Genomic DNA, 22,019 nt, shown 5'->3' on the forward strand with positions numbered 1-22,019 from the left:
AGGAAAGATAATGAAAGATCAATTGATTGTAAAAGGTGCGCGTCAGCATAACCTAAAAAATATTGATATATCCTTGCCACGTGATCAGTTTATCGTCTTAACTGGCCTCAGTGGTTCTGGTAAATCATCCCTAGCATTTGATACGATTTACGCAGAAGGACAACGACGTTATGTTGAGTCCCTGTCTGCGTATGCACGTCAATTTTTGGGACAAATGGATAAACCCGATGTCGATTATATTGAAGGTTTATCTCCCGCCATTTCTATCGACCAAAAGACGACGAGTCGCAACCCTCGTTCTACGGTTGGTACCGTAACGGAGATTTACGACTATTTACGTCTCTTATTTGCACGCGTAGGTCATGCACACTGTCCAGAATGTGGTAAGCCTATTACCCAGCAAACAATACAACAAATGACCGACGATGTAATGAGCTTTCCCGAAGGTTCAAAGATTTTAGTGCTGGCCCCTATGATTCAAGGTAAAAAAGGGGAACATAAATCGGTGTTTGAACAACTTCGCAAAGAAGGCTTTGTTCGTGCTCGAGTAGACGGTGTAGTGCGTACCTTGGACGAAGAAATTGTATTAGAGAAAAATAAGAAGCATTCCATCGATATCGTTGTGGACCGTCTCGTTGTAAAAGAAGGCATTGAATCTCGGTTGGCTGACTCTATGGAGACCGCTTCAAAATGGGCAGAAGGCATCGTTGTGATTCAAGAGGTAGACGGACCTGAACACATGTATAGCCAACATTTTGCGTGCCCAGATTGTCATATTTCATTACCTAAAATTGAACCGCGTATGTTCTCTTTTAATAGTCCGTTTGGTGCGTGTCCATCTTGTTTAGGGATTGGTTCTACTATGGAGGTTGATGAGGAGCGCATTATTCCAGATGGATCTATTAGCTTTGCCGATGGTTGCGTGCAAGCCTTGAGCTCCAATCCTAATGCTTGGTTTATGCGTCAAGTAGAAGGTCTATTAAAAGCTAATGGATATTCCTTAGACTCCACCTATGATGAATTGCCGAAAGCATTACAGAAAAAGGTGATGTACGGTACGACGGATAAGGTAAGTTTCACCTATGAAAATATGAGAGGTGAGATAAAGGAATTCTTTACTGAGTACGAAGGTATTTTACCGATGGTTAAGCGCCGTCATAGTGAAGCCTCTACAGACTCTATGCGTGAAGAATTTGAAAAGTTTATGTCTATTAAGCCGTGTACTACATGTCATGGGGCTCGTCTTAAACCTGAAGTATTAGCTATTACTGTAGGGGATAAGAATATCAACGAAGTAACGCAGTTAACTATTAAAGAAGCACTCGATTTCTTTGGTAATCTACAGTTAACTGAACGTGAACAAGTGATTGGTGCTCAAATTTTAAAGGAAATCAATGCTCGTCTAGGTTTCCTTAATAATGTAGGTCTCGATTACCTAACAATGAACCGTAGTGCAGGCACATTATCTGGTGGTGAAGCACAGCGTATTCGTCTAGCTACGCAAATCGGCTCTGGTTTGGTAGGTGTATTGTACATCCTAGACGAACCGTCCATAGGTCTACATCAACGAGATAATGATCGACTTATCGATACCTTAAAAGGCTTGCGGGACTTAGGTAATACCTTGCTCGTTGTAGAACACGACGAAGATACGATGCGTGCGGCTGACTATCTCGTGGACATTGGTCCAGGTGCAGGTGAGCATGGCGGTCAAATTATTGCCGCTGGTTCTGTTGACGAAGTTATGAAGGTAAAAGACTCTATTACTGGTCAGTATTTGAGTGGTCGTAAATTTATTGCTCTTCCGGAAGAACGCCGTAAACCAGGTAAGAACTGCATTGAAATTCGCGGTGCTAAGGAAAACAATTTACAAAATGTAAATGTAAAATTTCCTATTGGCTTGTTTAATGTTGTTACTGGTGTCAGCGGTTCTGGTAAGTCTACCTTGATTAATGAAATTCTCTACAAAGGTTTAGCTAATCAATTATATCGCTCTAACCACAAAGTAGGGGCTCATAAAGAAATCCGTGGTCTTGAACATATCGATAAAATCATCAATATTGATCAAAGCCCTATCGGACGTACACCTCGTTCCAATCCAGCTACATATACAGGTGTATTTGATGCCATACGCGAACTATATAGTCAAACACCGGAAGCAAAGATGCGCGGTTACAAACAAGGGCGCTTTAGCTTTAACGTAAAAGGTGGCCGTTGTGAAGCTTGTCGTGGTGACGGTATCATTAAAATTGAAATGCACTTCTTACCAGATGTGTATGTACCTTGTGAGGTTTGTAAGGGAGCCCGTTATAACCGAGAAACCTTAGAGGTTAAATACAAAGGTAAATCTATTGCAGATGTACTAGATATGACGGTAGATGATGCGGTTGAGTTCTTCAGCGCTATTCCGAAGATCAATCGTAAAATGGTTACCTTGCAAGAGGTGGGTCTTGGCTATATTCGTTTAGGTCAAGCCGCAACAACCTTATCTGGTGGTGAAGCACAACGCGTTAAATTAGCTACTGAATTAGCTCGTCGCAGCACAGGTAAAACGCTATACATCCTAGATGAACCTACTACAGGTCTTCACGCCGAGGATATTCGCAAGTTATTACACGTATTGCAACAACTCGTAGAGGGTGGCGATACAGTTGTCGTTATCGAACATAATTTAGATGTTATTAAGATGGCTGATCACATTATTGATCTTGGTCCTGAAGGTGGTAATCGCGGAGGCACTATCGTGGCAATTGGTACGCCTGAGGAAATTGTTAAGGTGAAAGAAAGCTATACCGGGAAATTCTTAGGTCCTGTATTGGAACAGACTAAGAAATTTATGAAAGCTGCAAAAAATAAGAAATAAAACATCTAAAAATCTACAAGGAAAGGAGGAAATATGCCGTCTGAAGAATTACTGGAAAAGGTTAGCCATTTGCCAACTACACCAGGCGTATATTTGTGGCGTGATCAATATAACCGAATTATTTATGTAGGTAAGGCTATTAACTTGCGAAATCGTGTGCGTTCCTATGTGCGTAACGATGCAAATCGCGCACCAAAGGTTACGGCCATGATGAAACGAGCCGTCGATGTGGAAGTCATTCAAACAAAAACGGAGATGGAAGCGCTCATCTTGGAGAATACACTTATCAAGGAGCATGAACCGAAATATAACATTAGACTTCGTGATGATAAGACATACCCATATGTAAAAGTCTCTGTGCAAGAGGATTACCCACGCGTATATATGACGCGTCGTTTAGAGCGGGACGGAGCCAAGTACTTTGGCCCTTTTACAGATGTCACATCTGTTCATGTGGTACTGAAATTAATACGACAGTACTATCCATTGCGTACCTGTAAGTCTATGAAGGTAGAACGCCCATGCTTACAGTATCATATGCATTACTGCGAGGCGCCGTGTTTTAATAAAATATCGGTACCCGATTATCGGAAGTATATTGACGAAATCATAGAACTTTTTGAAGGTAAACCTATACCATTGCTAAAGGAAATTAAATCAAAGATGGAGGCTGCTGCAGAAGATTTGCGCTTTGAAGATGCTGCACGTTATCGTGATCAATTGTCTAGCATTGAAAAGATACAAGAAAAGCAACGCATGGTTACTCAACGTGGCGATTTAGACGTCTTAGGATTGGCTGTAGATACATCGATGGCCTGTGTACAGTTGCTATTCATCCGCGGTGGTCGTCTGTTAGGCCGTGAGAATTACTTTGTGCAACATGATGGCGATAGTTCAGAAACCATTATGACAGACTTTATCAAGCAATACTATGGAGATACAAACTTTATTCCTAAAGAGTTGTTACTACCTATGGAGAGTACAGATAGAGACTTATTAACAGAATGGTTTACACAGCTCAAAGGTCAACATGTAGATGTATCTGTGCCACAACGTGGCTATAAGATGGATATGATTAAGATGGCGCATGAAAATGCGGAAACCTTCCTTGAAGAACGTCGCCGTCAGTGGCAGCACCAAATCGATAAGACTGGCGGAGCGATTAAGAAGCTAGCCGAGATTCTCGACTTACCACGCTTACCGGAACGCATGGAATGTTTCGATATCTCCCATACACAAGGCTCTGAAACCGTGGCGTCCATGGTTGTCTTTGAAGGTGGCAAGCCAGCGAAAAAGGAATATCGTCGTTTTAAATTGAAAACTACGCAAGGTAAATCTGATGACTTTAAGTCTATGGCTGAAATTATGGAACGACGCTATGGTAATGAAACAGATTGGCCTATGCCAGACCTCATTATTATCGATGGTGGTAAAGGTCAGCTCAATGCAGCTTTGCCGTTGATTCGTGCAGTAGGTGTTACTGATGTGCCAGTTATCTCTTTGGCTAAGCGTATTGAAGAGGTCTTTGTAGAAGGGCAATCTGAAAGTATCATTTTGAGTCATCACACGCCGGAACTTCAATTACTCCAACAAATTCGTGATGAAGCCCATCGTTTTGCCATTACTTATCACCGTAAGTTGCGGGGCAAGCGAAATCTTGAATCTATTCTAGATCATATTGAAGGCATCGGTCCTAAACGCCGTAAGGCCTTATGGGCTCACTTTAATAGTTTAGAGGCCATGAAAGAGGCATCTATTGATGAACTAGCAAATGTAGAATCTATGAATTATAAGACGGCAGAAACACTATATAATTTCTTCCGTATGTCCAAAGTAGAGAAACAAGAGATTTTAAAATAAAATGGAAAAAGCACCTATTAATGTTTTACACTGATGTGTAATATTCAATAGGTGCTTTTATTATTTTGTAATAGCTCTAGGTTTGTAATGTTGTATATAGTATGTGCGAAGTGTAAATAATATACCTGCAACTACTACACTAGCCAACAAACCAATCCATACGCCAAATGGTCCATAATTAGGATTTTTAGCAAGGGTATAAGCCGTTGGGAAACATACACCCCAATAAGAAATGAGTGAGATGTAAAGAACTACTTTTACATCCTTGTAGGCTCTTAGAATACCTTGTAATGGAGTACCTATGGCATCGATAGCAGCAAAAAATACGCCATACCCCAGGAAGTGATAAATAAGCTCATATACTTCATCATCATTGGTGAATAGATCAGCAATATTATCCATATGGGTGAACGTAAATGCGCATATAAGAACAGCTATAATGATAGCTAATACACGAGAAATATAAGAGTATTGAATGGCTTCCTTTTTTCGCCCTGCACCGAGTTCATAAGCAACGGCAATGGTAGAAGACATGGCAATGCTTAATGGTAAGCAGTAGAATACATTAGTAAAGGAAATAACCGATTGATGAGCTGCTACTACAGCAGATCCAAAGTGAACCATTAAGAGACCAGCAATGCTAAAGATACTAGCTTCAAAGAAGATGGAAAAACCAATGGGTATACCAACTTGTAATTGTTCACGGATATAGTGGAAATTAGGACTATGGAAATCTTTATAGATGCGATAGCCTTTTAACTTAGGATGCAATAGAATGACTAAGCTAAATAGAATAAAGTTCGTCCAACAGGCACCAGCAATACCGTAGCCAGCTCCAACGCCACCGATTTCAGGAAAACCGTAATGACCAAAGATGAGTGCGTAATTTAAGAATACGTTAATCACAAAGCTTGTAAAGACGATGGCCATGGAGTAATGCGTTAATCCATGAGAATCGACTGTATTACGCAAGGTATTTACCCAGAGTAATGGGAATAAACCAAGTGCAAAGGCTTTCAGATAACTAATACATACCTCGGCGGCAGCTGGTTCAAGATTTAAATATGTCAATAAAGGGCGTAAGCCGAATATACCGATTAGTAAAATTAAAAATGCTAGTCCTGTACCGATGAAAAGGCCTTGATGAAAGATTATTGGAATATCATCTGTTTTCTTAGCTCCTAATAGTTGAGAAATGATTGGCGTGATACCCATTAATGTACCTTGTGCAAAGATATAGAAGAGGAGCCACAAATTATATCCCGTAGCTACACCAGCTAAATCAGTTGTACTATATTGCCCCGTTAAAAAAATGGCGATGAAGGTAGACCCAATCAGGGAAAATTGAGTGATGCACATTGGAGTAAATAGTTTTATGAACAACCATAATTTTTGCAGTATAGAATATGTTTGATACATACTAACCTCCCTAGTAACGATATACTATACCATACCATAAAGTAGTTCAATTTAATAGCCAAAACCTAAGAAAAAAAGGAATTAAATATATAAAAATAAAGAGCCCATATTATGATTATGTAAGGGTAGAAATACAGTTATATAAACTACCTTATTTAATAAGAAAGAATTATGATAAAAATGTATATATATGTTGATAATTGAATTTTACACTACTTTACTATATCGATTATAATATATATACTATTGTTTTATTCTAAGGAGGATACATTGGACATCTTAACTGTACAAGGCTTATTAGCGATGCTGCAAATCATCGTTATTGATATTTTATTAGCTGGTGATAATGCCATTGTTATTGGTATGGCGGCTCGCAACTTACCCGCACATTTACAGAAGAAGGCGATTTTCTGGGGCACAGCTGGCGCCATTATTTTACGTCTTGTTATGGCATTCCTATTTGTAGAGGCATTGAACAATATTCCTGCTTTACGTTTAGTAGGTGGTATCCTTCTTTTATGGATCGGTTACAAGCTTGTTGTTGATGATGATAGCGAGCACAACATTGAGGCTAAAGATAACTTGCGCGCTGCTATCATGACCATTGTTATTGCAGATGGAATTATGGGTATTGACAATGTTATTGGTGTAGTTGGTGCCGCTGGTGGCAATATGACATTAGTTGCTATCGGTATGCTTATTACAGTACCTATTATCATTTATGGTAGTACTTTATTTGTAAAAGTTATCGAACGTTTTCCAATCATTCTTTACGTTGGTGGTGGTATTCTCGCTTGGGTAGGTGCAGCGATGAGTGTGGAAGATAAATTAATTTCACATACCGTAGAACCGTATGCATTACTCATCAAAGTTGGAGCTGTTATCCTCGTAGTAGGGGCATCTTTGTTAGTAAAGAAACTTAAAAAATAATGTAATATATCTCTTCTTCTAGTCATAGGAGGAGAGATATTTTTTTGTAAAAGTATAGTTATTATAAAGAATCTCATAGGCTAATCTTAAGAATAACTGTGGTAGTCTAAGTGCTTTCTTTTAGATGAGAAAATAGAGAATTTGTGGTATAGTTAAGGGATAGTTATTGAATTAGCAGAGTGAATTGAGGTAAGTATAGAATGGAATTTTTAGAAGCTGCAACGTGGATAACGATTAGTAAAATCATTTTGATCGATATTTTATTGGCAGGAGATAATGCCGTTGTTATTGGTATGGCAGCGGGTAAATTGGCGCCAGAATTACAAAAGAAAGCCGTTATCTGGGGTACAGTAGGGGCTATTGGAATGCGCCTTGTATTTGCCACTCTTTTAGTAGAAGCACTTACTTTAATTCCTCTTATTCACTTAGGTGGTGGCCTTGTACTTGTATGGATTGCCATTCAACTCTTAAAAGGTGGAGATGAAGAGGCACATATCGAAGCTAAGAATTCCTTAATGGGAGCCATTTGGACAATCATTGTGGCTGATGCGATGATGAGTATCGATAATGTAATTGGCGTAGTTGGTGCCGCTAAAGGACATTTAGAGCTCGTTATTGTTGGTATGTTGATTACTGTTCCCATCATTGTGTTCTGCTCTACACTATTTGCTCGTATCATCAATAAGTTTCCTGTCATTCTTTGGGCTGGTGGTGCGTTATTAGGTTGGGTTGCTGGTGAAATGATTGTGGAAGATCCACTTCTTATGCCATATATACAAGGTGAAGAATCGCTTGTGAAATTTGGCACTGTATTCTTCGTACTTATCGTAACTGGCATGATTAAAATTTGGAAGAAAAGAGACTCGTAATGAACGGTACAAGTCGTACATCTCGTAAGAAAAAATCTAAACAACAACGTAGAAACGGTAATTGTGTGAATACAGGTCAATCAGTTACTAGTACATTATCTAAGAAGCAACAAGCTATATTCAATGCTCCAGTTAAGTTAGGTGATGAGGTCTTAGTTACTATTCATGGTATCGGCAGTAGTGGTGAAGGTGTAGGTCGTGTAGACGAGTTTACAGTCTTTGTTCCCTTTGCCTTACCTGGAGAAACCGTGAAAGTATCCATCAATATGGTGAAAAAGACTTATGCTACAGGACGACTATTAGAAATTGTCACTATGGCTCCTAATCGTATCGATCCACACTGTGATATCTATGGCTTTTGTGGTGGATGTCAGTTGCAACATATTACCTATGAAGGACAGCTTTCATTAAAAACACAAAAGGTGAAGGACGTTATCGAACGCATTGGTCATCAAAATCCAGATCTTGTTAAACCTACTCTAGGACCTAAAAATCCCTGGGCATATCGCAATAAGATGCAAATGCCTGTAGGCGGTACTAAAGGTGATATCCAAATGGGATTCTATGCGATGGGATCTCACGATATCGTGCAAGGTACGAATTGTCCAATACAAGCTGAAGGCAATAATAGCATTGCTCAAGCTTGCTACCAAATTGCTAAAGAGTTTGATATCGAACCGTATGATGAACATACTGGTAAGGGTGTACTACGTCATGTCATTGGTCGTATTGGACAATCTGGGTGGATGATTATCCTTGTAACCGCGACAGAATATTTGCCGCATCAAGAAAAGTGGGTAGAAAAATTAATTGAACGAGTTCCCCAAGTGGAAACCATTGTTCATAACGTAAATGGGAAGCGTACAAATGTTATATTAGGGCCTAAAAATAGTGTTCTTTATGGGGATGGAACGATTACAGACCATATCAAAGATTTACGGTTTACCTTATCTCCACATTCCTTTTTCCAAGTTAATCCTGAACAAACTACGGTGCTTTATGATCAAGCACTAGCGTATGCAGACCTAAAAGGAAACGAAACCGTTATCGATGCGTACTGTGGTACGGGTACTATTTCATTATTCCTAGCCCATAAGGCAAAACATGTTATCGGTATAGAAATCGTAGAACCAGCTATTACCAATGCTCGTGAAAACGCACGTCGCAATGGCTATGATAATACAGAGTTTATCGTCGCCGATGCGGCTGTAGAAATGCCAAAACTCTATAAAGCAGGCGTACAACCTGACGTAATCGTATTCGACCCAATCCGGGCGGGCTGTAAAGAAGAAGTACTAACCTCTGCAGCTGGCATGGAACCAAAACGTATTGTTTACGTATCCTGTAACCCAGCAACTATGGCAAGAGACATTGAAATCCTTACACACTACGGCTATGAACTCAAAGAAGTACAACCTGTAGACATGTTTCCAATGACCGCTCACGTTGAGGCCGTGGCTTTGCTTACTAGGAGCAAAGCATCACTTTAATATCTTGTTTAGAAGTTTATGGAGTGAACTATAATGGTATGGCTAAATTCAGTAGATTATAAAAACCAAGAGTATATGGAGCTAAGACTTAATTCACCATTATATGAGAACATACGCTTAGACTTTAATCCACTCAAAATTTCTGATGTGTCTGGTCATGAACCAAGTTGGAAAGACTGGCACTGTTATAGAAAGCCATTACGTGTTTATAGTCCAGATTTTGATATCTTAGTTTCTTATTTTAATAAAGTATATCCTATTATAGATGCATCAGATAATTTGGTAAGAGAGAGCTTTGATGTTTGCTTTGATAATTGGATTAAGCAAGACGACTGGGTTAAATTTATTAATAATATTGAAGCTGATCTTATAAACTTTAGTAAATTAGAGCAAGAGTTTTTAAACACAGGTATTGCTTGGATTAAGGAAGCACTTCAACATACATCTGTTATAGTAGTTGAGGGAAATCTATAAAATAATTAACCGTATAATAGTGGGGGAGTACTTTTATAATTATGAAACCTAGAGAATTATGTGAAAAAGCTTGGCAAGAGATTGCAAGTAAATTCCCAGATTTTAAGGTAGTTAGTAAAGGTCAGAAGTTAAAGAAATTATCTAAAAATAAAGACCTTACTTTTGAGATATACTTTCAGGCCAATAGAAATAACTATGCATATAGCGTAGAATTTGTTCCACATATTGCAATCCACTCTAAATCCATGACAAAAGCTAAAATTCATAACGGTTTTGTTTATGGCGGAGAATTGGGGCGTTTGTTAAATCGAAATGAATGGCACTGGTATCAATTAGCAGGTGCAAGTTATCAATATACGGTCGATGAAGTTAGTAAATTGCTCGAAGAACATATCATACCATTATTTGAGGCTTTTGAAGATATTGAACGCAATATTGAAAAGCTTATAGATGGAGATTTAATCAATCATAATCTACTGTATTATATTTATCATTTTGGTGGAAAAGCCAAAGCGCAACAGTATTTTAATAAAATAATTCAAAAGGATAAGTTAAAAACTAGATATATTGGCTTTTATAATCAGTTGAAAGACATGCCAAAAGAAAATATTTTATTAGATAAAAGTGAGTTTTATGGCTCTGCTATGATTAAATTTGCATATCTTAATGGAATTGAAATAGAAAAATAATAATTAAGGCCTTCGCTTATTGATATGTACCCCCTTTACTGGACAACCAGTAAAGGGGGTATTTTCATGAGATATAGTTATGAATTTAAAAGAAAAGCAATTGAATTATTCTATCAAGGTAAATAGCCCAAGACACCTAACGGTGTGAGGACAGATACATTTCATAATCTAATAAGAGACTGGGTTAAATTAGAACGACTTCATGGTTCGGACATTAATAAATGTCGAAGGACTAATAAGTATTGGTCTCCAGAAGAAAAATATGAGTTGGTATGCCAAGCTCTTTTTGGTCAAGGGTTAAGATCAGTAGCTATTACTATTACAAGAACAGAAGGATCTAGAAAAAAACAAAATGGATGCCCCCTGTAAAATACAGGGAAGCATCCATGTGTTTAGGCTAGTAAATAATATGTGTCCAGGAAAATGGGTACATATCAATATGCGAAGGGCTTTTACGTCGTATTTAAATATTGGTAGATATAAGTTACTAAAGAATATTAATTAATATTTCTAAAAAAAGATCACTAGAATTTAAACTTCATACTTGCGGAGTATGTACGACCGGCTGTTGCTTCATCATTAAAGAATATGCGGTTAAATACATTTTGAATACCAAACTGCAATGTCGCCTCTTTAGAGAACTTATAATTCATAGCTATATTAGAAATAAAGTAACTATCCTCAGAACCATATTGACCAGTAATGTCATCTACAGATTGACGACGACTTACATATTGAGTATCCCAAAGTGCATTCCATTTGCCACTAGTATATTCAAGCCCTGCATGGAATATATGTTTAGGAATATCATAATTTACTTCCGTATATTCGTTAGTATTTGTATTAGGAAGTTCTTTGTGTTTAATACGGCCCATTTGCCAAGTATAATTTCCAAATACAGACCATTTTGATGATAATTTATGTCGAACTTCTAGTTCTACACCACGGCGAGTTTCTAGGTCCACATTATTATACATTTTATAATCTACATCACCATTACGATCATAATAGGTTACATATTTTATTTTGTCTTTTGTTTTTACATAGAATCCAGATACATTTAATGTTGTTTTTGTATTCCATTCTTTTTTTAGACCAATTTCAAATGAGTCAGACCGTTCTGGATCTAAGTTAGGATTGGCTTTTACAATATCACTATATCGATACACTTGGCTCAATGGAGGTGGGTTAAAGGAGTGTCCGTAAGAAGCATACACGTTCAAAGAGTCATTCAAATAATGTTCAATAGCCAATCTAGGACTCAATTCTGTATATGTGCCTTCTCCATGATTTACGGTGTCATATTTTTTATTAACCTTATCATACGTAACGTGTTGTCCATGGTACTTTTTAAATCGGTCTATACGAAGCCCTGTATAAATTGCCCAATCATTATTAGGTCGATAAGTATCTTGTATGAATAATGCTAGATTGTTAGTAGCGCCTTTGTTAATTTCATACAATCCACCTGGATATGTTGTAGAATCAAAAGAGGAATGATTTCTCCAATTTGTTAGTTCTCTTCGTTTTTGATCAAAGTTTTCTTTTTTCCAGTTTAATCCAGCAACAAGAGTATGTTTACCCATACGGTCCCAGATTTTTTGTACATCTAAGTTAATTGTTTTTCCAGGGTAGAAGGAGTCATCGCCAGGTCCATTATAGTTTGGTGTGTTTGGACTATTAGGACTAGAGAATCCGTCTTTCTTGCGATCCAATACATTAAAAATAACTTGTAATTTGCTCTTGTCATTTTTATATTGTAAATTATGAGCGTGATATTCTTTCAATCCATCATAGCCTAAATATCTACTTGTTCTAAGAGCCACATATTTTTGATCATTTATTTTGATGTTTCCTGAGAAAACTGGTTTACCATTTACTGTAATCGTACTCATAGGATTTTCATAGGCATATCTATTTTTTGTGTATAGATATGAATATGTTAAAGCTTCCTTGTCACGTAGATTCATCGTTATATAGGTTGAAAGACTTTTATTATTATATGACTTATTACCTCGACTACCTAATAGATAGGCACCATCTTTGGTTTGTGGTACAGGATTATCAGGTGTCACTGTTTTTGTATTAGGTTTGATTTTTGCTGCTTTGCCAGTAATGAAGAAACCTGGATATCCATCGGTACGTCTTTGTTCAAAAGACATACCAACAGCAACACGATCTGATACACGAGCGTCAAAGCCTAACTCGTCATTCAGTGTTCCATGAGAGCCATATCCAACTTGACCATGCCAATGAATGTCTTTTACGGATTGTTTTGGTTCTGCTTGTTTCGTTTGTATGCTGATAACACCTGCCACACCTCTACCACCATATAAAGAAGAGCTAGGGCCACGTACTAGCTCAATTCGTTCAATTGAATGTACCGGTATAGCTTCCCAATCAACACTATTATTAAATGTATTATTCATTGGTACACCATTAAGTAGTACTAATGTATTGGTAGAGTCAAATCCACGGATTTGTAAGCCGCCATTGGCTTTTTGGCTTTTATAAACACCAGGCAACATTTGTAGAGCATCTGCTACCGTATCAGCTCTTCGCGCTTCAATATCTTCCGTTGTTACAACAGAAACAGAACTAGGTGTTTTTACAATGTCTTCCATTGTTCTTGTAGCTGTCACAGTCACATTATAAGTTGGTAATGGTACAGGTTCATCTGTTACATTCTTGTCAATGGCATTTACAATTTGACCACTCATAGCCGTTAAAATCATGGAAAATAATAGAGCTTTCGAGGTAATGGTTTGATTGCAACCACTTGCTTTTTTCTTACATTTACTTTTTCTCATACACACAACCCTTTAATAAATAAAAATACACTATTTTAAGTATATCATTGAAATATGTTTCTGAATATTATCATGTTATGAATACTACTTATATTAATATGAATATTATTAAGGGGGTTGTAGAGATATGTAAGTAGGTTAAAGAGTTTAATCCATCTTTTATTGATTATGTGTATTTTTAATATATTTGAGGTGATTACTATGGCAGTTTCTAATTTAAGAGCTACATTAATATGTCCAATAGAAATAGTATGGGATACAGTGACAAATCTGAATGATTATTCATGGAGAAGTGATTTAAAAGATGTAAGAATTATAGATGAGCATAACTTTATAGAGATTACAAAGGATGGTATTGAAACTTATTTTAAAATTACAGAATGTATCAAATACCAGTCATGGATATTTGAGATAGAAAATAAAAATATTAAGGGTACTTGGGTTGGAAAATTTTATGCGGAGGGAGATAAAACGATTCTAGATTTTACAGAAAATATTGTTTCTAAAAAATCAATACTTAAGCCATTTATAAGCTTATATTTGAAACGACAACAAAAAATATATTTTAGAGATTTAAAAGCAAAACTGAATTGTGAAGAGTTTGACGCTGTTAGATAATATTTATAAGATTAGTTTTATCAAAATAGAAGGTGGTGCGTTTTGTGGCTGAGGTTAGATTTGAAAATCTTCGAAAGTTATTAAAGAGTATGAAGGAAAATGAATGGATAATCGATACTTTTTGGTTTAAGTATAAGAGTGAAAATTATGTAGTAATTCTTAAAGTGTATAACGAAAACGAGAGAAAACCAAGTGATTATGCAAAAGTAAAATTAGAATTTATTAGAGGCAATAATGTTAAAGATTCTATTCATGCTTATGCAGATTTTTGGGAAATATATTTTAATAGTAGAGATGAGTTCGCTAAATTTTTTAATATCAATAGAAGCGATGCTAATCGTGACTTATTTATTGATTTTTCGAAAATTTTTGCAAAGTTTATACCTGTTAAGAAAATAGAGGAAAAGAGCGATTTGCTTAGGAGATTAGAAGGTTCAAGATGTGAAGGTAATAATCCTGATGCAATATTTTGTTATGATGTTAAACGTAATGGGAGTACAAATGGTCATAAGAATACTAGAACTATAGAAAATAGTAATAAGGCTCGTACTTTAAGATCTTTTTTATATTATAAATATAGAGAAGATCAGAATCTTAGTTTTTATTTTTCTCCTAATCCAAGTGATGAAAAGAGTGATGAAGAGATTATCTGTCAAGTTGCCAAGCGTCATGGTAAATAGACTATCTGTGGAATGCAATTTTTAAATGTGCATGGATTAAAATTTATTAATGTTCTTGTTATTTCGTTATGAAAAGATAAATTGAGATTTTAGAATTGTATTTGATATATGATAGCCTTTCGCTTATACGAGGGGCTTTTACTATACAATCATACTTATAAATGTAATATAATGTAATTAGTGATAATCATTTTAAAAATATAGTTCATGGGAGAGAGACATGATAGAGATAAAAGATTTAGGTACTTTTGAATCTGTGCCTAAAATAGTGACGGATATTATTGAGGGTAATCTACTTGCACTTGTGTCGGCGTTGGCGGCTGGTTGGGATATTCATGAAGTCATAGAAAATGATGAATATAGTGAGCATACACCCTTAGAATTAGCTTTAGTCATGTGTTGTTTGCCAAGTGTTCAATGGTTAGTAGAACATGGTGCTAATCTTAATGAGGCAGAAAATCCTAGTTTCTTATTAGCTGTTAGATATGGTAATAAAGAGATTATAGATTATGTTGTGGCTCATGGTGCCAATGTTCATGCTTTGAACCGTGTGAAAGTAGATGCTTTTCAAGCTGCCTTATATGGCAAGAAATATAATCACTTACAGATTATTCATGACTTAGGCCATACGGTACAGCAATATGGTGGTCGAGCTTTCAGAAATGCCATTACAGATAGAAATTATGAGGTCCTAGATTTTTTCATCCACAATGGTGTAGATATTAACTACAACAAGCCTGATTCTGTATATCCCTTTAAACCAACCCCATTGTGTGTAGCAGCTCGGTATGTAGACTTAAAGATGTGTAAATACTTGGTAGAACATGGTGCTGATGTAACCATTACGGAAAAGGATGGTATGCGTCCCTATAGCATTGCCATTGAAAAGGGCGATATGGAAATGGCAGAGTATTTTAAATCTTTAGAGCCTGCTGAGTTCCATGATATACAGAATAAGATGGATCAGTTAAAGCCCTTTAAATTACCAAAAGCATTAGTAAATTTTTTAGAGGGCGATCATCTTTACTTTGAATTACCAGACTCCGATTTTATATCTATAGAGTTCTTCCCACTTATTGATACGATTCCATTTAAATTAGGTCGTCGTAATCTATTGCGTTTATCTAAAGAACTAGGCGAGTATAATGAGTGGCAAATTGTGTGGGATCCTAAAAGTAAAAAGATTAGTTGTTATGATATAGAACATCAAGAGTTACGAGAACTTTGTAAATTTGATGAATTTATGGCGGATATGTCAGGTCAATTAGAAACTTTATTTTAAAATAAGGTAATTTTAATATGTAGTTAAGGAGAATAGGATATATATGATAGCTGACTTCGATAAAACATATACTGATTGGTCAATTGATGTAGGTACTTATAAATATGAAGGTATTACACTGAATGAAGTTGAGCAAAATCTATATGCTATTCAAGATCAAGAGCAAGATTTTGTAGTTATATTACCATTAAATGCAATCTTAATAGATAATAAAAAGTATAACTTTGTACAAGTTTGTAGTGATCAAGATACTGATTTATTACATACAGAAATTAGTGTAACTAATAATGGTGAGAAAGGCGCTATTATATATGGTAAAAATGAGCAAGGCCCCCAAGAGGTATTACAGATAATAGCAGATTTTATTGCACATCATAAGGTGCCAGCATTAGATAGTTGGGAAATAGTGTTAGATTTAAGACCGAAGATGGAAAGCTATGTGAAGGGTACAAATGATAACTAATTCTGCAATATATGATGAACAGTTAAGACAATATACCATATCCTACGAAGGAATACAGTTTTGCTGGGATGAGAAACCAACAGATGCTAATTTAGATACGGCAAAGTTATTAGCTGTTAATTACCATAAGAATATAGATACAATTGTTACTTTCATCTATAACGAAATAAGCGATTGGTATGGGACGATAACCATTGAAGAAGTGAAAAGACGTATTGGTACGCCTATTATTGAACCCGAACGTGATGCTGTAACCTATTGCGAGCAAACCTTTGATGATACCCATATCTTTTCCTTTACATTTTGGGATGATGAATTTAAAGATTTGCATTATTTTGCCATAGATGGCTAATATATTCTTAATGTTTTCCCCATTATAACGTATATGTGGAGCTTATTATGCTATATACACCGAATAACCTTTTGTATAAGTATATTCGCTATCGATTTAGACGGATTCAGATTCAATGCAATATGGTATATGATGTAACACCAGAGGAAGAACATGAGATTTGTCGTAATCTGTTAAAAAAGAGAGCGAAGATATTGATTCCTGTTGGCATATTATATTGTTTGATCTTTGCTGTAAGTTTCGTTTGGCTATTAGGAACTAGTGAAGAACTAAACCCCGTAATGCAATGGGAAGTAAGCGTAATAGACTATGTTATACCCATTATAAATACCATTGATTTTAAATGGTATGCATATTCACTTGACCTATTGCGAGTAGCAGTTATTTTAGCCCCTATAGCGATTATAAATGTATTTCCTTATATCATTTTTTCCTATATTGTTGATACCATTTTGTTACGACGCAGGGTAAAAGTTTTAATTAAAGAATATTCCACTGATGAGAAACTATTTGGTTAAAATAATCTATTTAACTAGGAGAGAGTATTATGAGTAATCTAAAAGACTTTGATTGGAACGGATTTTGGAACGATGTTGATTATGCATTTGAATCCTATATAGGTAAACCTGTTACTGATGAGGATATTAAAGCAGCTGAAGCAAATCTAGGGTATACATTGCCGGCAGCTTATATTGAGTTACTTAAAAACCATAATGGTGGTGTAGTAAATAAAAATTGTTTTATCAATGATAATAGGGATTGTGTATATATAACAGGTATATATGGCATCGATAGAGATAAGAAATACTCTCTTTTAGGTGAGATAGGGAATGAATTTTGGATTTCGAAAGTAAAATATCCCCCTATCGGTGTCGTTGTAGCCGATACGATTTCTGGTGGGCATGACATGATTTTCCTCGATTATCGTGAGTGTGGTCCTATAGGCGAACCTAAGGTTGTCCGTGTAGACCAAGAATGTGATTACTCAATTACTCTATTAGCAGATAACTTTGGTGATTTTATTAAGGGCTTATATATCAGTATAGAAGACATTACGAACGAAGAGTTTCAAGAATTAAGTGATGCGGAAAAGGTTAAGTTCCTTAATGGTCAAGAGGATATCGATATCAAGCGTGCGATGGAGCTGTTAATAATATAGGCATCGATAATTTGTCCTCTATATTGCTAAGCACCTTAGGACGTATGTATAACAATAATGGACGGGCAGCAGAGGCTATCGATTTATTTAATCGTATAGATGAGGCACATCGTGATTGGTCTTGGTATTATCGTTGTGGCTATGCTCATGCGATGTTAGGATGTGGTGAATGTTACGAATCTGAACATGTACAGAAGGCATTACAGTTAATAGAGACAGGCATAAAAATGACGAAAGAAGCTCACTTAGATAAACAGCTTGGTTGGTGCTGTGAAGTAGTAAAGTATCAACTATTTAAAATTAAGCCAAAAGAGTACAAGGAGGATTATCCTGTGATATTTGAAACCATTAAGAATCTTTTTGATAAGAAAAATAGTAAAGATACTACAGAAGGTAAAGCTACTACGGAAGGTAAAGTTACTGGAGATATTAATGAATGCGAAGAAGATAACTATCCTACATATGATGTAGTACATTGGGTATTTAATAAGCAAACATATAGCAGAGAAGAGTTTTCCAAAGAATACAATGAAAATGTAAAGAAATATGTAGATGATGAAGCAGATGACGACGATAGATTAGAAGAACCGGAAATTCTAGTAACCTATGAAGCTTGGATTGAAAGTGAAGATCAACTTTTTGATAATGAACGTGTTACCGATGAGGAATTACTTGAAGAAGATAAAGAAGATGGCATGTGGCAGGTAGAAATTATGGCTCATCTTGTGGCGGATAATGGTACATATTTTACTAGAGAAGAATTGCTCTTTAAATTGCATAATTTAATGGCTAATAAAGAACTTGGTGATCACGTATTCTTTGAAGGTATTGAATACGAAGGTCATGAATGTGAAGGTTACGGACTTATAGATAATGAAGATAGTATACCTGTATTCTTTATTGTTTGTGGTAGCTAGTTTCTAAATAATGTTAACTATAAGACTATATTTGTAATACGACAGGATGTGGCATAATGACATTAACGGTTGAACAATTTAAAGCACTTTCTGATATAGAGCAATTACAAACTGTTAAAGATCTTAATGATACTGAACAAGTAGAAACTATTATTGATGTGTTAACTAGTGTGGGCACAGAAAATTTATCTATATCTCTGTTAGGTGAGCTCGGTAGAGCTTATAACAATAATGGCAATGAAAAAGAGGCAATTAAGGTATTAGAGTCTATTGATGAAAAATATCGTGATGCGGTGTGGTATTATCGCTGTGCCTATGCGTATGGAGCCATTGCTTTAGATAATAATGAATCGTATACATCAGATATTATGAAACAGATGCTAAGATTAGTAGATCAGGGCGTACGTTTAGCTCAGGAAAAGAATCTGGATGATATAAAATCGTACTGTTTTGAAGTCATTGATATGTGCTATATGCAGATGGACTTTGAACAGTGTGAAGCAGAGTATCCTGAGTTATGTAAAGCTTATAGCAATTATGTAGCAGAGAAAAAGAAGAAACGAGAAGGTGTACCTCGTCATCGGACCATTACTATTGAAGAAATCCAAGCTACAGATGATATGTGGACTATCAATGAGCCTGCGTATTGGACTATCAATATTTATGATTCTTATGATGACTATTTAGAATCTGCTAAAGGTTTTACTTTAGAACAGCGATACCTTAATGCTATATCTTGGTACTTCGCAGAGGTTAATAATGGTGGTCATCATCAGTTCTTCTATAATTCAACAGGCATTGTATGGGAAGACGCATTAGCAGGTTTGCAACGATTTAAAATGGATGAGTTAGCAAATAATTTCCAAACTGTATTAGACTACTTTGGCGGTACAGTACCATTTGATAGAGAAGAACGATGGAAATTATTACAGCAATCTGAGGATAATCCAGAGTTCTTTGAGTTTCTAGATGAAAAAGATGATGTAGTATATACATATGATGGTATCTTTGAAGATGTATTTGTACATGAAAATCCTCATTTATTTGTATTTGATGGAACCTATACGATTCCAGAATAAGCTTGGTGATATATTTAACAAGCTATAATTGGTACTTTCACTATATCAATCTCTTTTATTATGTTATCTACTTTCACCAAGTAGGAACGATGTATTAGGGGGATTACATGTTAGATAAACAAGGCGTATATAATTGTTTGCGTGACCATCATATCGATTTTGAAATTACAGATCACGCACCATTATTTAGTATGGACGATAAGCCAAATGTGCAGTTGCCATATCCAGAGTGGGATGCAAAGAATTTATTTATACGAGATCATAAACGAGAGCATTACTATTTAATTACCGTTCGTGGCTCAAAGCGTGTGGATCTAAAACAGTTCCGTAAGGACCATAAGTTGAAAAAGATTTCCTTTGGCTCTGAAGAAGAACTATGGGATATTTTGAAGATTAAACCAGGTCATGTATCTCCATTCTGCTTGCTTCATGATGAGGACCGTAAGGTCCATTATTATATTGATGCGGACTACAAGAATAATTTAATCGGCATACATCCGAACCAAAATGATGCGACCGTGTGGCTTCAAGGTAAAGAACTAGTTAAACTCATTGAAGAACATGGTACAACTATTGAATATATAACAATATAAGCGTAACATCCTATTTGTTGGAACTAATATTACTCAATATAGTTTTCATAGATAGGATGTTTTTATATGCAAAAGAACTTATAATCTTTTATAATAATGTAAGAGCATTTGTTATATAAGAGGTTTTATATGAAAGTTAAATTGATTCAACCACGTATGTTGAAGCGTCCTATGGATACAGATTTAAAAATACGTATGTCCCCGCATTTAGGATTATTAACTGTGGCTAATATTATTCGGCATGAGTGTGAGATCACAATTGAAAATGAAAATATTAGAGAAATAGATTTTAATGATGTACCTGATTTAGTAGGCATCGCGGTGACTGTTGATGTATTGCCTAGAGCAATAGAAATTGCAGCTCTATATAGAAAGAAAGGGGCTAAGGTGATTGCTGGTGGTATACATATTACGACAGCATTCGATACCGTACCTAAGGAGGCATTTGATAGCCTTTGTATAGGTTTCGCAGAAAATACATGGCCTCAAATTATAGAAGATGCTAAACATGGTCGATTGCAATCTCAATATGTTTCTGCGCCCTTAGAATCTGGAGATGATATTGCATCACCAGCATATGATTTGATAGATAAGACCGATTACTTATGGTATAACGTTGTTTTTACTAGTCGAAGTTGTCCTCATAAGTGCGATTTTTGCTATAATAGTTCTGGAACGCACCAATATATTAATCGCAATATAGAGGATGTGTTGAGAGATATTAAAAGATTAGGTACAAAACATATTATGTTTATTGATGATAATTTTATTGGTAATATTTCTTGGACTAAACAGTTTTTAGAACGTATTAAACCTTTGAAGTTAAACTGGAATGTAGCGGTTACTATGAAAATAGGACAATACCCTGAATTGATGGATTTAATGAAAGAGACTGGTTGCCAGAGTTTATTTATTGGTTTTGAAAGTATCAGCCCCAAATCTTTATCTAGTGTTCATAAAATGCAAAATAATCGTGAAGAGTTTGAACGACTTATTAACGAATTACATAAGCGTGGTATCATGGTTAATGCTAGCTTTGTATTTGGCTTAGATGGAGATACACCAGAGACTTTTAAAAATACGTTAGATTGGATTATTAGCCAGAAAATTGATACGATTACATCACATATTGTCACACCATACCCAGGTACTGAATTCTACAAGAGAATGGCAGCTCAAAATAGAATTTTTGATTATGATTTGTCTAAATACAATACGTCTCACGTAGTTGTAACGCCACTTGGTATGTCTAAAGAAGAATTAGAAAAAGGGTATCTTTGGATCTATAAAGAGCTATATTCCATAAAAAATATATTTCGTCGCATGCCTAAAACTATCGGTACAATACCAGCATATCTAACTTTTAATTTCTTTTATCGTAGATTTGGACAATTTACATCAAAAGTATGTGAGTTGTTAACTTATAAGCGTATCGGTTTGTTTGCCGAGAAGCTATCAAGATATATGTAAAG

At 35.8% G+C, this 22,019-nt stretch carries 18 protein-coding genes and 1 pseudogene; 17 read left to right on the forward strand and 2 right to left on the reverse strand.

The genetic code is table 11. The features are described 5' to 3' along the window. The first annotated feature begins 10 nt into the window (after positions 1 to 10). Together uvrA and uvrC are read left to right on the forward strand one after the other, a co-directional pair. Entirely contained in the window at positions 11 to 2,863 is a 2,853-nt protein-coding gene (gene uvrA, locus E7K77_RS00555) for an excinuclease ABC subunit UvrA (protein ID WP_278472365.1), read from the forward strand. A 33-nt stretch (positions 2,864 to 2,896) separates the two neighbouring features. Then, positions 2,897 to 4,723 (forward strand): excinuclease ABC subunit UvrC, encoded by a 1,827-nt coding sequence (gene uvrC / locus E7K77_RS00560; protein ID WP_325305813.1) that lies wholly within the window; start codon positions 2,897 to 2,899, stop codon positions 4,721 to 4,723. 60 nt (positions 4,724 to 4,783) lie between these two features. Here uvrC and E7K77_RS00565 read toward each other — a convergent pair whose 3' ends face one another. Continuing rightward, positions 4,784 to 6,142 carry an MATE family efflux transporter gene (locus tag E7K77_RS00565; RefSeq protein ID WP_325305814.1) on the reverse strand — a complete coding sequence of 453 codons (1,359 nt, stop codon included), beginning with the start codon at positions 6,140 to 6,142 and terminating at the stop codon, positions 4,784 to 4,786. Positions 6,143 to 6,412: 270 nt separating this feature from the next. Between E7K77_RS00565 and E7K77_RS00570 the strand changes: the two genes are divergently transcribed. From E7K77_RS00570 to E7K77_RS00590, 5 genes are all read left to right on the forward strand, one after another. Continuing rightward, positions 6,413 to 7,072: a TerC family protein gene (locus tag E7K77_RS00570; protein WP_287525361.1), complete on the forward strand. Its 660-nt coding sequence runs from the start codon at positions 6,413 to 6,415 to the stop codon at positions 7,070 to 7,072. A gap of 200 nt (positions 7,073 to 7,272) precedes the next feature. Beyond that, positions 7,273 to 7,941, forward strand: a complete 669-nt coding sequence (locus tag E7K77_RS00575; RefSeq protein WP_325305817.1) for a TerC family protein — start codon at positions 7,273 to 7,275, stop codon at positions 7,939 to 7,941. Continuing rightward, positions 7,941 to 9,431, forward strand: a complete 1,491-nt coding sequence (rlmD, locus tag E7K77_RS00580) for a 23S rRNA (uracil(1939)-C(5))-methyltransferase RlmD (RefSeq protein WP_325305819.1) — start codon at positions 7,941 to 7,943, stop codon at positions 9,429 to 9,431. Before E7K77_RS00575 ends, rlmD begins: the two co-directional genes overlap by 1 nt. 33 nt (positions 9,432 to 9,464) lie before the next feature. After that, complete coding sequence (locus tag E7K77_RS00585; RefSeq protein ID WP_314932572.1) at positions 9,465 to 9,905, forward strand: BdrN protein; 441 nt, start codon at positions 9,465 to 9,467, stop codon at positions 9,903 to 9,905. 41 nt (positions 9,906 to 9,946) lie between these two features. Further along, positions 9,947 to 10,594 (forward strand): DUF4304 domain-containing protein, encoded by a 648-nt coding sequence (locus E7K77_RS00590; RefSeq protein WP_314932575.1) that lies wholly within the window; start codon positions 9,947 to 9,949, stop codon positions 10,592 to 10,594. Between the two features lie 524 nt (positions 10,595 to 11,118). Here E7K77_RS00590 and E7K77_RS00595 read toward each other — a convergent pair. Continuing rightward, the gene (locus E7K77_RS00595; RefSeq protein ID WP_316581245.1) at positions 11,119 to 13,404 is read right to left on the reverse strand and encodes a TonB-dependent receptor; all 2,286 of its coding nucleotides are present in this window, start codon (positions 13,402 to 13,404) and stop codon (positions 11,119 to 11,121) included. Positions 13,405 to 13,605: 201 nt separating this feature from the next. Here E7K77_RS00595 and E7K77_RS00600 point away from each other — a divergent pair, with 201 nt between their 5' ends. The 10 genes and pseudogenes from E7K77_RS00600 (at position 13,606) to E7K77_RS00645 (ending at position 22,017) form a co-directional block, all read left to right on the forward strand. Continuing rightward, the gene (locus E7K77_RS00600; RefSeq protein WP_156697477.1) at positions 13,606 to 14,022 is read left to right on the forward strand and encodes a polyketide cyclase; all 417 of its coding nucleotides are present in this window, start codon (positions 13,606 to 13,608) and stop codon (positions 14,020 to 14,022) included. A 44-nt stretch (positions 14,023 to 14,066) separates the two neighbouring features. After that, on the forward strand, positions 14,067 to 14,702 hold the full coding sequence (locus tag E7K77_RS00605) for a DUF6037 family protein (RefSeq protein WP_232054977.1): 636 nt from the start codon (positions 14,067 to 14,069) through the stop codon (positions 14,700 to 14,702). Positions 14,703 to 14,922: 220 nt separating this feature from the next. Beyond that, positions 14,923 to 15,984, forward strand: coding sequence for an ankyrin repeat domain-containing protein (locus tag E7K77_RS00610; protein WP_156697478.1), 1,062 nt, complete (start codon positions 14,923 to 14,925; stop codon positions 15,982 to 15,984). A 43-nt stretch (positions 15,985 to 16,027) separates the two neighbouring features. Continuing rightward, positions 16,028 to 16,447, forward strand: a complete 420-nt coding sequence (locus tag E7K77_RS00615) for a bacteriocin (protein WP_156697479.1) — start codon at positions 16,028 to 16,030, stop codon at positions 16,445 to 16,447. Further along, positions 16,440 to 16,799: a hypothetical protein gene (locus tag E7K77_RS00620; protein WP_156697646.1), complete on the forward strand. Its 360-nt coding sequence runs from the start codon at positions 16,440 to 16,442 to the stop codon at positions 16,797 to 16,799. The genes E7K77_RS00615 and E7K77_RS00620 overlap by 8 nt, the downstream gene beginning before the upstream one ends. Positions 16,800 to 16,846: 47 nt before the next feature. Further along, the gene (locus tag E7K77_RS00625; RefSeq protein ID WP_156697480.1) at positions 16,847 to 17,317 is read left to right on the forward strand and encodes a glycosyl transferase family 4; all 471 of its coding nucleotides are present in this window, start codon (positions 16,847 to 16,849) and stop codon (positions 17,315 to 17,317) included. Between the two features lie 29 nt (positions 17,318 to 17,346). After that, positions 17,347 to 18,875, forward strand: a pseudogene (locus E7K77_RS00630) (SMI1/KNR4 family protein). Between the two features lie 56 nt (positions 18,876 to 18,931). Further along, positions 18,932 to 19,954, forward strand: a complete 1,023-nt coding sequence (locus E7K77_RS00635) for a DMP19 family protein (RefSeq protein WP_325305827.1) — start codon at positions 18,932 to 18,934, stop codon at positions 19,952 to 19,954. Between the two features lie 107 nt (positions 19,955 to 20,061). Further along, positions 20,062 to 20,547, forward strand: coding sequence for a prolyl-tRNA synthetase associated domain-containing protein (locus tag E7K77_RS00640; RefSeq protein WP_316597615.1), 486 nt, complete (start codon positions 20,062 to 20,064; stop codon positions 20,545 to 20,547). 129 nt (positions 20,548 to 20,676) lie between these two features. After that, positions 20,677 to 22,017: a B12-binding domain-containing radical SAM protein gene (locus E7K77_RS00645; RefSeq protein WP_325305831.1), complete on the forward strand. Its 1,341-nt coding sequence runs from the start codon at positions 20,677 to 20,679 to the stop codon at positions 22,015 to 22,017. Positions 22,018 to 22,019 lie beyond the last annotated feature (2 nt).

Source organism: Veillonella parvula, from assembly GCF_032577575.1.
Taxonomy (GTDB): Bacteria; Bacillota; Negativicutes; order Veillonellales; family Veillonellaceae; genus Veillonella.

Coding starts and splice junctions, on each gene's coding strand:
- uvrA (WP_278472365.1), top strand. CDS start 11: ATGAAAGATCAATTGATTGTAAAAGGTGCGCGTCAGCATAACCTAAAA.
- uvrC (WP_325305813.1), top strand. CDS start 2,897: ATGCCGTCTGAAGAATTACTGGAAAAGGTTAGCCATTTGCCAACTACA.
- E7K77_RS00565 (WP_325305814.1), bottom strand. CDS start 6,142: ATGTATCAAACATATTCTATACTGCAAAAATTATGGTTGTTCATAAAA.
- E7K77_RS00575 (WP_325305817.1), top strand. CDS start 7,273: ATGGAATTTTTAGAAGCTGCAACGTGGATAACGATTAGTAAAATCATT.
- rlmD (WP_325305819.1), top strand. CDS start 7,941: ATGAACGGTACAAGTCGTACATCTCGTAAGAAAAAATCTAAACAACAA.
- E7K77_RS00585 (WP_314932572.1), top strand. CDS start 9,465: ATGGTATGGCTAAATTCAGTAGATTATAAAAACCAAGAGTATATGGAG.
- E7K77_RS00590 (WP_314932575.1), top strand. CDS start 9,947: ATGAAACCTAGAGAATTATGTGAAAAAGCTTGGCAAGAGATTGCAAGT.
- E7K77_RS00595 (WP_316581245.1), bottom strand. CDS start 13,404: ATGAGAAAAAGTAAATGTAAGAAAAAAGCAAGTGGTTGCAATCAAACC.
- E7K77_RS00600 (WP_156697477.1), top strand. CDS start 13,606: ATGGCAGTTTCTAATTTAAGAGCTACATTAATATGTCCAATAGAAATA.
- E7K77_RS00610 (WP_156697478.1), top strand. CDS start 14,923: ATGATAGAGATAAAAGATTTAGGTACTTTTGAATCTGTGCCTAAAATA.
- E7K77_RS00615 (WP_156697479.1), top strand. CDS start 16,028: ATGATAGCTGACTTCGATAAAACATATACTGATTGGTCAATTGATGTA.
- E7K77_RS00625 (WP_156697480.1), top strand. CDS start 16,847: ATGCTATATACACCGAATAACCTTTTGTATAAGTATATTCGCTATCGA.
- E7K77_RS00635 (WP_325305827.1), top strand. CDS start 18,932: ATGACATTAACGGTTGAACAATTTAAAGCACTTTCTGATATAGAGCAA.
- E7K77_RS00640 (WP_316597615.1), top strand. CDS start 20,062: ATGTTAGATAAACAAGGCGTATATAATTGTTTGCGTGACCATCATATC.
- E7K77_RS00645 (WP_325305831.1), top strand. CDS start 20,677: ATGAAAGTTAAATTGATTCAACCACGTATGTTGAAGCGTCCTATGGAT.